This is a genomic window from Leclercia adecarboxylata (assembly GCF_035787115.1).
In the GTDB taxonomy this organism is placed as follows: domain Bacteria; phylum Pseudomonadota; class Gammaproteobacteria; order Enterobacterales; family Enterobacteriaceae; genus Enterobacter; species Enterobacter adecarboxylatus_E.
In genome coordinates this window covers 471,569-483,597 of sequence record NZ_JALKTL010000003.1, presented here as the reverse complement: position 1 = coordinate 483,597, position 12,029 = coordinate 471,569, and the positions used below count along the sequence as shown (strand labels likewise).

Sequence of the window (12,029 nt, the reverse complement as noted above, 5' to 3'; positions counted from 1 at the left end):
CAGGAAATTTTTTATATTTGCTGGCAACCCCTCTTCACGCCACAGGTTTGCTTTCCGGCTCATCGAGCGGATCGCCGGTATGCTTACCCTCTTCCGTTCCCTGCCAGCCATGACGCTGCGTCAGAGAGAGATGATTTCGATCTTCATTAATGATCTCCGTCAGCATAGCGCTGGTGCGTTTGAACACTGCCGCACGCGACTTAGCGTCGCTTTCAACCATCTCCACCATCTCCTCGACCATCTCCGTATTAAACCGACGGAACAGGTCAGCACGCTCCCGGGCTTCATAGGCACCAAGACCCAGGCTCTCCAGCGCCAGTCGGCCGGATTTGAGCGCACCTTCGAAGGTTTCACGCTCCGGGGCGTCGATCCCCATCTGGCGAAGCTGGATGTAATGATCGACATCACGTGCGCGGGAGATGATTTTCAGATGCGGGAAGTGCGTCTTCGCCAGCTCCGCCAGCTGCAGGCTGTTCTTCGGATCGTCTATCGCATTGATTAATACCTCGGCCTTGTGGGCGCCAGCAGACTCCAGCAGATCAACGCGGGTGGCATCACCGTAAAAGACCTTCATGTCAAACTTACGTAACGTCTCAACATGGTCAGGATCGTGATCAAGGATGACCATTTTCACACCACTGGAAAGCAGCAAACGACCCGCAATCTGACCGAAGCGGCCAAACCCGGCAATGATCACCCGCGGTTGTTCTTCGTCAATTTCGTCTGCCTCATGTTCCTGGCCGCTGTCGGCAGCTTCCAGACGGGTCAATACCACCAGCAGCAGCGGGGTCACCGCCATCGACAGCGCCACCGCCAGCGTCAGCGCTTTGGCCCATTCAGGATCGAGCACGTTCGCCATGCTCGCCGCGCCAAACACCACAAACGCGAACTCACTGCCCTGCCCCAGCAGTACAGCAAACCAGCGACGCTGTTTGGCGGGTACCTTCAGCGGCCGAGCCACCAGCCACAGCATGACCATTTTAATGACCAGGAAGCCCACCAGCAGGATCGCGATGCGCAGCGGATGCGTCACTAAGGTTCCGAAGTCAACGGACATTCCTACGCCGATGAAAAACAGCCCCAGCAGCAGCCCTTTAAAGGGCTCGATATCGCTTTCCAGCGCGTGGCGATACTCGGAGCTTGCCAGCAGAACGCCCGCCAGAAACGCACCCATAGCCATAGAAAGACCGGCCTCCTCCAGCATCAGGCCAAAACCGAAGACCAGGAACAGGGCCACGGCGCTAAAGACTTCACGCAGGCCGGAACGGGCGACAAAACGCAGCAGCGGTCGGCTGACGTACCGCCCGAGCAGCACCACCAGAGTCAACGCCGCGGCAACCTTTAATGCCGAAAGGGCAAAGGCACCCAGGGTGGTGGATGCCCCGGATGCGGCGAGCAGCGGGATCATCGCCACCAGCGGAATAGCGGCGATATCCTGAAACAGCAGCACCGAGAAGGCGCTACGCCCCATCTGCGAAACCGTCAGGTTGCGTTCGTTCATGGCCTGCATGGCGATCGCCGTGGACGAGAGGGCGAGGGTCATGCCAATTAACTCCGCCACTTTCCAGTCCATACCCAGAAGAATGCAGAACCCGCCCAGCAATAGACCACAGGCCAGCATTTGTAATGCTCCGCCGCCAAACACCGATGCACGCAGTTTCCACAGGCGACGCGGATCCAGCTCCAGACCAATGACAAAGAGCATCAGCACCACGCCGATTTCCGCGAAGTGCAGAATCGACTCGGCATCGGTAACGAGCCGAAATCCCCACGGGCCAATGACGCATCCGGCGATCAGATAGCCCAGCACGGATCCCAGACCGAGGCGTACGGCAATCGGCACAATCAGCGCCGCTGCGCCTAAATAGATCAGGGCCTGAATCAGCGTATGGCTATCCATGATGCGTCTCCTGCCAGTCGAGTAAACGTTGTTTATAATGGCGCGCCTGCGCCTGTAAGGTTTCGTCGTCGCAAACGAACGTGCAGTGCATGGCAAACGGCGGGAGCCAGTTCAGCCCGCAATAGAGTGCGGTGGCCTGCAGCGGTTGCGCCAGGACTTCAAAGCCTGGGAAGGAGCCAATATCAAAATGGCTTTCACCGCCACCGGTGGTCACCGCCCAGAGCAGGCTTTTACCCTTAAGCGCCTGGCCGTTATGCCCATATGCCCAGCCGTGCGAGAACACTTTATCGATCCACAGCTTTAGCAGCGGCGGTGTGCTGTACCACTGCATCGGATGCTGCCAGACGATAAGATCGGCGCGTGCCAGCGCAGCCTGTTCGGCGGCGATATCAATATTGAAATCGGGATAGAGCTGGTAGAGCGAGCGGATCTCCACCCCTTCCAGCGTCTTTACCTGGTCAAGCATCCGTTTATTCGCATGGGAGTGATGCGGGTAAGGATGGGCATAAATAATGAGTATCATGATTAACCTGGTTAACTGCTTTCTTGTTGTAAGCCTCAGTGTAGACAGGAAAACGAGGCGTTTGAAGGGGTCTGTGGCCCCGCAGACGTTAACCGCAAAGAATGATAAGTCAGTAGCCAGATAAATCTATCGTTTTAAAAAATACATATCGCACAAGAATATTATTTATTAAATAGATCAGTTAAACGCAAACAATAAAATGTGCGGAACATTTAATTTATTATAAATCCATAATTTAAAATGAATGGCTATACACAATTCATTTCAGAATCAATAATTTCGCTTTTAAGTTATTGTTTAAATATTACATAACAATAGTTTATGAAAAAAGCATTATTAATAATGCACATTTTTTAATCACAAAATGGATGTGGCAATGAAAAGCAAAAATCCGCAATTAAACAAGACAACAAAAACATTAAAAAGTCTTTTCCCCGCTTTATTCTTATTCACCCCATTAATGGTATCCGCTGAAACGACAATCAGTGGAACTACGAATAACGCGCAAATTTTTTCTGCTGATACTGTATTTAATATTAGCGAAGGTGCCATCATTAGCCCCACAACAAATGAGCCATCTGTCACCATCTCAGGGGAAGAAGTTATCAGTGTAACAAATAATGGTAAGATTACGGGCGCAGGTGACGGGCTTTATATCTTTACGGATGGACAAGAACTTGTCATCAATAACCAGCAAGGAAAGCTTATCGAATCAACCGCGGCCAACGGAATTACAGTCATCGAAATGGGTGGTGACATAAATAATGCCGGAACAATTTCAGGCGCAGAGAATGGCATTAACGTCGGAGAAGGCGCGGGGAATTTTAGCATTACTAACACCCAAACAGGTGTTATTCAGGGTAAAAATGCTGTTTCATCCAATACGGGTTTTAACCTTAATAATGCGGGCAAACTGGCAGGCACGTCCGGAAATGGTGTTGAACTGTTTAAAAGTGGCATTACTAAATTTGTAAATACTGGGACGATCGAAGGTGCTAATCATGGCATCATCACTTCAGATAGTAATAAACTTCAGCTCATTAACTCCGGCAGTATTACGGGTTCAGAAAGCGCTATCACTCTGGCAAGCGATCAAAACAACTCGTTAACGCTTAAAAGAGGCTCTCAGCTTGAAGGCGATGTCATCTCGACAAATTCAAAAGGTAACACATTAAAATTAGTTGAGTCAGGTTCAGAAGACAGCAACTTCCGCGGCCTGAACGCAGGTGACGGCTTCGCTTCACTGACCATGAACGGCACTGACTGGGCTCTGACTGGCAACGTCGATATCATCGGCACCGGTGATTCAATTCAGGTTAACACAGGTAAACTGACCCTGGCAGGCGATGTAAAAAATGATGCCGGTAATACCCTTATTGCCAACGATGCTACGCTGCAGCTAGGTGATGGCACGAATACCGGCTCACTCACCGGGACCGTAACCAATAACGGCACCTTTACCTTTAACCAGGGCTCTGACTCCACCTTTGCTTCTGATATTACCGGCAGCGGCAGCGGCAGCGTGGAAAAAACAGACAGCAACCTGCTCACCCTGACCGGCAACAACAGCTACACCGGCAATACCCTTCTGAGCAGCGGCACCACTCTGGTAGCAGAAGGCGCAACCCTGGGAAGCGCAGGAAACACGGCCACCATCACCGTTGACAACGGCGCAACTTTTGCCAGCGCAGGCACCGTAAACAATAACATTGATATCCTGACTGGGGGCGTGCTCGCCTCATGGAATGCAGTGCAAGGGAACAGCGCGTCCAGTTCTTCTACCCTTAACACCATCAACGGCAACGTCAACAACAGCGGCACGCTGCAGATCAGTGGTCTCAACAACTATGTCGGCAATAAATTTACGATTAACGGCAATTATACCGGCCAGAGCGGCAGCCAGATCGTGATGAACAGTATCCTTGGCGATGACAATTCCCCGACCGATCATCTGACCATCACCGGTAACAGCGCAGGTGAATCCGGGATCAAGCTCAGTAACATTGGCGGTCAGGGGGCGCAAACTGTCAACGGGATGGAAATCATCAACGTGGGGGGGAACTCGGATGCGACCTTTACCTTATCTAAACCTGCCGTTGTAGGTGCCTGGGAATACAACCTGAATAAAAAGAGCGATGGCAACTGGTATCTGGAATCCAAAACGCCACCTTCTGACGACGATCAGAACGGCGGAGAAGACAGCAATGATAACAACGGCAACGATAACGGCAACAACGGTGACAACGGTGGCAATCACAATAATGGCGGAGATGATATTCCTGACGGTCCGCAGGTAATGGCACCTGAAGTCGGCGCCTATCTGGGTAACTATCTGGCCGCCCAGGATATGTTCCTGCACAAGCGCGACGACCGCGATCAGCTGACGCTTCGCAATGACGAAGATCTTAATACCTGGATGTACGTCAAAGGCCGCTACCACGATAACGATATTGCCGGCGGTAAAGTCAGCTATGATACAACCCAGTATGTGATGCAGGTTGGGAGCGACTTCTTCAGCAAACAGCTCGATCACGGTGTGCTACATTCCGGCATGATGTTCGGTGCTGGTCAGGCGAAGACCGACTCAACGGCACGCCACAACGCACGTAGCGCACAGGGTAAAGTTGACGGTGTTAATGTGGGCGTGTACGCCACCTGGCAGGAAGACCAGCAGTTACGTAAAGGCAGCTATATCGACAGCTGGGCCTCTTTCGGCTGGTATCACAACAAGCTGAGAAGCGACGATCGCAGCAACGAGTCCTATAACAGCCACGGCTTTGCCGTCTCGCTGGAAGCAGGCCACGCCTGGATCCTTGATTCAGAAAGTGAAAGAACCTGGAAAATCGAGCCGCAGATCCAGGCCGTGTACAGCTATCTTGACCAGGAGAATCATACCGACGCTGACGGTGTGCGTATTTCGACTCTTGATAATGACAGCGTACTGGGACGCGTGGGTGTGAAATCCAGCTACTTCAACCAGAAAGATGTCCAGGCGTGGCAGCCTTACGTCGCCGTGAACTGGTTGAAAGGCGCTGGTCAGAACGATATCGCCATCAACGGAGAGGTGTTCAGTAACAATACCCCAGACGATCGCCGCCAGCTTGAGCTGGGCATAACCGGTAAGCTCAATGAGACGACACTCGTCTCCCTGCGCGCCAGCGGTGAATGGGGCGAAAACAGCTATGACGCCTATGGCGGTCATATCCTGTTAAATCACCGCTGGTAATCGCCTTTCCGCAACAGCAGATGCAGTGGCCCGGGCCGCTGCATTTTTTTATCAGTTATCCAGCTCACCCATGGATTTTACCTGATCGCGGTTGATCTGCTCGGTCTGCCCGGTTTCCGCATTTTCATACGAGACCAGACCGGTGTCATCATCTACCTGCGGTTTGCCGTCGGTGATAATGGTTTTACCGTCGGTGGTTTTTACCGCCTGGTTAGATGAACATCCGGCTACGGTGAACAGTGCTGCGGCTGCAAAAATTGAGGTCAGCAAAAGATTGTTTCGCATGGTGTACTCCCTGCTTTTCAGTTGGATTTAATTATTGACCTGATAATTTTAGGCTAACTGACTGACGGGAGATGGAAAAGCAGAAGGTTCTGAAGGGGTTCAGCGCCATCGTAGGGCGGGTAAGCATACGCGATACCCGCCGTTTTCCCGGCGGCGCTTGCGCTTACCGGGCCTACGATAACATGCCTGTTACTTGTTAATTTGCGCGTGCATCTCTTGTACCGAAATCACCTTCTCGGTGGCATCCGCGTTCAGCGCCATGGCTGTCGCAAAACCGCCGTTCAGGGTGGTGTCGTAGTGCACTTTGTACTGCAGTGCGCTGCGGCGAATCAGCTTGGAGTCCTCAATCGCCTGACGTCCTTCGGTGGTATTGATGATGTAGGTATATTCGCCATTCTTGATACGGTCCTGAATGTGCGGACGACCCTCATGCACCTTATTCACCAGACGTGGGTTGATGCCCGCTTCACCCAGCACAATCGCGGTGCCGTGGGTCGCGTCCAGCTCGAAGCCATATTTCAGCAGTTTCGCCGCCAGGTCTACCACACGCTCTTTATCCCCTTCACGGACAGACAGCAGCGCGCGGCCCTGTTTCTTCATGGTGGAGTTACTGCCCAGTTGCGCTTTAGCAAAGGCTTCTGCGAAGGTGCGGCCCACGCCCATAACTTCACCGGTAGAGCGCATTTCTGGCCCTAACAGCGGGTCAACGCCCGGGAATTTGTTGAACGGCAGCACCACTTCTTTCACCGAGTAGTACGGCGGGATAATCTCTTTGGTTACGCCCTGCTGTGCCAGAGTCTGGCCCGCCATCACGCGTGCCGCCACTTTTGCCAGCGGGATGCCGGTAGCTTTGGAGACGAACGGGACGGTACGTGCCGCACGCGGGTTGACTTCAATCAGGTAGACTTCGTTGTCTTTGACCGCAAACTGCACGTTCATCAGACCGCGAACCTGCAGTTCGAAGGCCAGCTTCTGAACCTGATCGCGCATTACATCCTGAATTTCCTTGCTCAGCGTATAGGCTGGCAGAGAACATGCGGAGTCGCCGGAGTGAACGCCCGCCTGCTCGATGTGCTCCATGATGCCGCCAATCAGTACTCTTTCGCCGTCGCAGATGGCATCGACGTCAACTTCCACCGCATCGTCCAGGAAGCGGTCCAGCAGCACTGGCGCATCGTTAGAGACGCTGACCGCGGTCTGGAAGTAACGGCGCAGGTCGGCTTCGTCGTAGACGATTTCCATTGCACGACCACCCAGGACATAGGACGGACGCACCACCAGTGGATAGGTGATCTCTTTGGCCTTCTCAACCGCCTGCTCGATGGTGGTGACGGTGGCGTTAGCTGGCTGTTTCAGCTTCAGACGGTCAACGGCATGCTGGAAACGTTCGCGGTCTTCAGCACGGTCAATCGCATCCGGGCTTGTGCCGATAACCGGCACGCCAGCCGCTTCCAGCGCGCGGGCCAGTTTCAGCGGAGTCTGGCCGCCGTACTGCACGATAACGCCTTTTGGCTTCTCAATGCGTACGATTTCCAGCACGTCTTCCAGCGTTACCGGCTCGAAGTAGAGGCGGTCGGACGTGTCGTAGTCGGTGGAGACGGTTTCCGGGTTACAGTTGACCATGATGGTCTCGTAACCGTCTTCGCGCAGCGCCAGCGAGGCGTGTACGCAGCAGTAGTCGAACTCGATGCCCTGGCCGATACGGTTTGGACCGCCGCCCAGCACCATGATTTTGTCGCGGTCAACGGACGGGTTCGCTTCGCACTCGTCTTCATAAGTGGAGTACATGTAAGCGGTATCGGTCGCAAACTCTGCCGCACAGGTATCCACGCGCTTGTAGACCGGGTGCAGGTCATACTGGTCACGCAGCTTGCGGATTTCTGCTTCGCGCACGCCCGCCAGTTTTGCCAGACGCGCATCGGCAAAGCCTTTACGCTTCAGCATGCGCAGGAAGTCAGCGTCGAGACCGTTGATGCCGAGCTCAGCCACTTTCTCTTCCAGACGTACCAGCTCTTCAATCTGCACCAGGAACCAGCGGTCGATGTTGGTCAGGTTGAAGACGCCGTCAACGGACAGACCAGCACGGAAGGCATCGGCGATGTACCAGATACGCTCGGCACCGGCATCTTTCAGCTCGCGACGAATTTTGGTCAGTGCTTCCGGGTCATCCAGGCTCACTTTCGGGTCGAAACCGGTCGCCCCCACTTCCAGGCCACGCAGCGCTTTCTGCAGCGATTCCTGCTGGGTACGGCCAATCGCCATGACTTCGCCGACAGACTTCATCTGGGTAGTCAGACGGTCATTGGCACCGGCAAATTTCTCGAAGTTGAAGCGAGGGATCTTGGTTACGACGTAGTCGATAGACGGCTCGAACGACGCCGGGGTACGACCGCCGGTGATATCGTTCATCAGCTCGTCAAGGGTGTAACCCACCGCCAGTTTCGCCGCCACTTTGGCAATCGGGAAGCCGGTGGCTTTCGAGGCCAGCGCAGAGGAGCGAGACACGCGCGGGTTCATTTCGATAACAATCAGACGACCATTCTTCGGGTTAACCGAGAACTGTACGTTAGAACCGCCGGTTTCGACGCCAATTTCACGCAGTACCGCCATCGAGGCGTTACGCATGATTTGGTACTCTTTATCGGTCAGGGTCTGGGCCGGCGCCACGGTGATGGAGTCACCGGTATGGATACCCATGGCGTCAAAGTTTTCGATAGAGCAGACAATGATGCAGTTGTCGTTTTTATCACGCACCACTTCCATCTCGTACTCTTTCCAGCCGATCAGCGATTCGTCAATCAGCAGCTCGTTGGTTGGAGAGAGGTCCAGACCACGGGCGCAAATCTCTTCGAACTCTTCACGGTTGTAAGCGATACCGCCGCCGGTGCCGCCCATGGTGAAGCTAGGACGGATGATGCACGGATAACCCACGTCGGCAGCAACCGCCAGCGCTTCTTCCATATTGTGAGCGATGCCGGAACGCGCGGTGTCGAGGCCGATTTTTTTCATTGCCACGTCGAAGCGACGGCGATCTTCTGCTTTATCAATCGCATCGGCGGTGGCACCAATCATGGTTACGCCGAACTCAGCCAGCACACCCTGACGCTCCAGCTCCAGCGCGCAGTTCAGCGCCGTCTGGCCACCCATGGTCGGCAGTACCGCATCAGGACGCTCTTTTTCAATGATTTTGCGTACCACTTCCCAGTGAATCGGCTCAATGTAGGTGGCATCGGCCATTTCCGGGTCGGTCATGATGGTTGCCGGGTTGGAGTTCACCAGGATAACGCGGTAACCCTCTTCACGCAGGGCTTTACACGCCTGGGCGCCCGAGTAGTCGAATTCGCAGGCCTGGCCGATAACGATCGGGCCAGCGCCAAGGATCAGGATGCTTTTTATGTCTGTACGTTTTGGCATGGTCTTCTCGGCTCCTGATTATTTAGCGGTCTTACGGTATTGCTCGATAAGTTCGATGAAGTGATCGAACAGCGGCGCGGCGTCATGCGGGCCTGGGCTGGCTTCCGGGTGCCCCTGGAAGCTGAACGCCGGTTTGTCGGTGCGATGAATGCCCTGCAGGGTGCCGTCAAACAGCGACTTGTGCGTTACGCGCAGGTTGGCAGGCATAGAGGCTTCATCGACGGCAAAACCATGGTTCTGTGCGGTAATCATTACCGTGTTGTTGTCGATATCTTTCACCGGGTGGTTACCACCGTGGTGACCGAACTTCATCTTCACGGTTTTCGCGCCGCTCGCCAGCGCCAGCAGCTGATGGCCGAGACAGATACCGAATACCGGGATATCGGTTTCAAGGAAGGTTTTAATCGCGTCAATAGCGTAGTCGCACGGTGCCGGGTCGCCCGGACCGTTAGAGAGGAAGATCCCATCCGGGTTCATCTTCAGGACTTCGTCTGCCGGGGTTTTGGCCGGCACAACGGTCAGGCGGCAGCCGCGGTCAACCAGCATTCGCAGGATATTGCGCTTGGCGCCGTAGTCGTAGGCCACCACGTGGAACGGCAGTTCTTCCTCTTTTTTCGCTTCCGGCAGTTCGCCCGCCAGCGTCCAGCTACCCTGAGTCCAGCTGTAGGATTCAGCGGTGGTCACTTCTTTTGCCAGATCCATGCCGTTCAGACCCGGGAAGGCTTTAGCTTTTTCTAGCGCCAGGGCCGCATCCAGGTTGTCGCCTGCGATGATGCAACCATTCTGGGCACCTTTTTCACGCAGCAGACGCGTCAGCTTACGGGTATCGATATCGGCAATCGCCACGATGTTATGGCGTTTAAGGTAGGACGAGAGGTCTTCAGTGTTGCGGTAGTTGCTGGCAATCAGCGGCAGGTCACGAATAATCAGACCTTGTGCATGTACCTGGGAGGACTCTTCATCAGCGGCGTTAGAGCCGACATTACCAATATGGGGATAAGTTAAAGTGACGATTTGGCGGGAATAGGAAGGATCAGTGAGGATTTCTTGATAACCGGTCATTGAAGTATTGAAAACGACTTCCCCAACCGCCGAACCTGTTGCCCCAATGGCCCGACCGATAAACTGGGTTCCGTCTTCCAGAACCAATAGCGCTGACTTAATCAAAACACCCTCCAGAGAATATTCACTCACTTTATTTGCATATTAATTCATAACAAGGGTACGAATCAATGCAAATCTGCTGCCAGTGGATTTTCGGCAAACGGCGGCATTCTGGAGATTTGGCAGGGGAAAGTCAACTTAAAAAGTGGGATTTATTTGTGGTTTTTGCGTCACTGATGAGCTGCATGGTTGTTAACGGGCAAAAAGATCAACTAAATCACTTAAGAAAACGCTTGCGAGACATTTTTATTGTTAAAAGTTAATCTGCTGCCTTAAAAAGTGGACCATTTGGTCAAAATTCACAATTTTGAAACAAAAATAATGTATATAACTTTGATTTATGACCACTTAAAATAAAAATAGCACCAAAACAGGTAAAATTGAAGGGCAATAAAATATTGCCCTCTGCAATCAAAGGATTATGACTGCAATAACCACATCACGAAGGGTAATCATGATTATAAATTGTTAAGATCAAGCACATCTCGCATGTCAAAGAGACCATCTTTTTTGCCTTTCAGCCAAATTGCAGAACGAACTGCGCCATTTGCGAATGTCATACGACTGGACGCTTTATGGGTGATTTCAACGCGCTCGCCAATATCGGCAAACATCGCGGTATGTTCGCCTACGATGTCACCTGCACGCACGGTGGCAAAACCAATGGTGCCAGGAACACGTTCGCCGGTATGACCTTCCCGTGTGTAGACAGCGCACGCTTTCAGATCTTTATCCATCGCCTGAGCAATAGCCTCACCCATCGCCAGCGCAGTGCCGGACGGCGCATCTACTTTATAACGGTGGTGCGCTTCGATGATTTCAATGTCGGTATAATCGCCCATCACCTTCGCCGCCTTCTCAAGCAGTTTAAGCATAACGTTCACACCCACGCTGAAGTTTGCAGCAAAGACAATCGCTATTTCGTTTGACGCATCCTGAATGGCTTGTTTACCGGCATCATCAAAACCGGTGGTGCCAATCACCATTCCTTTGCCGTGCTGACGGCAAAATGCCAGGTGCTGAAGCGTACCTTCAGGACGGGTAAAATCGATGAAGACATCGAAGTCATCTTTGACCGCCTCAAGGCTGCTTTGTACGGTAACGCCCGTCTTACCTGCGCCCGCCAGTTCGCCCGCGTCAGCTCCCAGAAGTGATGAGCCTTCACGCTCCAGCGCCGCGCCAAGTGCCACGCCATCCATTTGTAGTGCCGCCTGAATCAGCTGACGACCCATACGGCCACCCGCGCCTGCAATGGCGACGCGGATCTGTGCATCATGCATAGTTATTCTCTTACGTTAAAAATGAGGTAAATCGTTTTCAGATTAACCAGCCTTCGCAAAGGCTGCCACAGAAAACGCCGATAATTAGAATTTAATGATAAACAGGGAGAGATATCAGTTAAAGACATGATCGTCAGTGAAAACCGCATGATTCCCTTATCAGCGCAGGGGGCAGGATGATCCGCTTAAGCGGCTGGTCATGACTCTAAATGCGGGTAAACAGCTGCTCGCCCGCCT

Annotated in this window: 7 protein-coding genes; 1 reads left to right on the top strand and 6 read right to left on the bottom strand. The window is 53.2% G+C overall.

Annotated features, from left to right (window positions below):
- Positions 1-34: 34 nt before the first annotated feature.
- Both kefC and kefF read right to left on the bottom strand, forming a co-directional pair.
- A complete protein-coding gene (kefC, locus tag MXM41_RS13130; protein ID WP_325932423.1) occupies positions 35-1,900 on the bottom strand; it encodes a glutathione-regulated potassium-efflux system protein KefC in 1,866 nt (621 codons plus the stop codon).
- Positions 1,893-2,423: a glutathione-regulated potassium-efflux system oxidoreductase KefF gene (gene kefF / locus MXM41_RS13125; RefSeq protein WP_325932421.1), complete on the bottom strand. Its 531-nt coding sequence runs from the start codon at positions 2,421-2,423 to the stop codon at positions 1,893-1,895. The genes kefC and kefF overlap by 8 nt, the downstream gene beginning before the upstream one ends.
- Before the next feature lie 376 nt (positions 2,424-2,799).
- Here kefF and MXM41_RS13120 point away from each other — a divergent pair, with 376 nt between their 5' ends.
- Complete coding sequence (locus MXM41_RS13120) at positions 2,800-5,649, top strand: autotransporter outer membrane beta-barrel domain-containing protein (protein ID WP_325932419.1); 2,850 nt, start codon at positions 2,800-2,802, stop codon at positions 5,647-5,649.
- A 51-nt stretch (positions 5,650-5,700) separates the two neighbouring features.
- Here the strand turns inward: MXM41_RS13120 and MXM41_RS13115 are convergent, their stop codons facing one another.
- The 4 genes from MXM41_RS13115 to dapB all read right to left on the bottom strand — a co-directional run bounded on the left by MXM41_RS13115 (position 5,701) and on the right by dapB (position 11,792).
- On the bottom strand, positions 5,701-5,934 hold the full coding sequence (locus tag MXM41_RS13115; RefSeq protein WP_325932418.1) for a YgdI/YgdR family lipoprotein: 234 nt from the start codon (positions 5,932-5,934) through the stop codon (positions 5,701-5,703).
- Positions 5,935-6,123: 189 nt separating this feature from the next.
- Positions 6,124-9,348 carry a carbamoyl-phosphate synthase large subunit gene (gene carB, locus MXM41_RS13110; RefSeq protein ID WP_325932417.1) on the bottom strand — a complete coding sequence of 1,075 codons (3,225 nt, stop codon included), beginning with the start codon at positions 9,346-9,348 and terminating at the stop codon, positions 6,124-6,126.
- An 18-nt stretch (positions 9,349-9,366) separates the two neighbouring features.
- Entirely contained in the window at positions 9,367-10,515 is a 1,149-nt protein-coding gene (gene carA, locus MXM41_RS13105) for a glutamine-hydrolyzing carbamoyl-phosphate synthase small subunit (protein ID WP_325932416.1), read from the bottom strand.
- Positions 10,516-10,970: 455 nt separating this feature from the next.
- Positions 10,971-11,792, bottom strand: a complete 822-nt coding sequence (dapB, locus tag MXM41_RS13100) for a 4-hydroxy-tetrahydrodipicolinate reductase (protein ID WP_325932415.1) — start codon at positions 11,790-11,792, stop codon at positions 10,971-10,973.
- Positions 11,793-12,029: the final 237 nt, after the last annotated feature.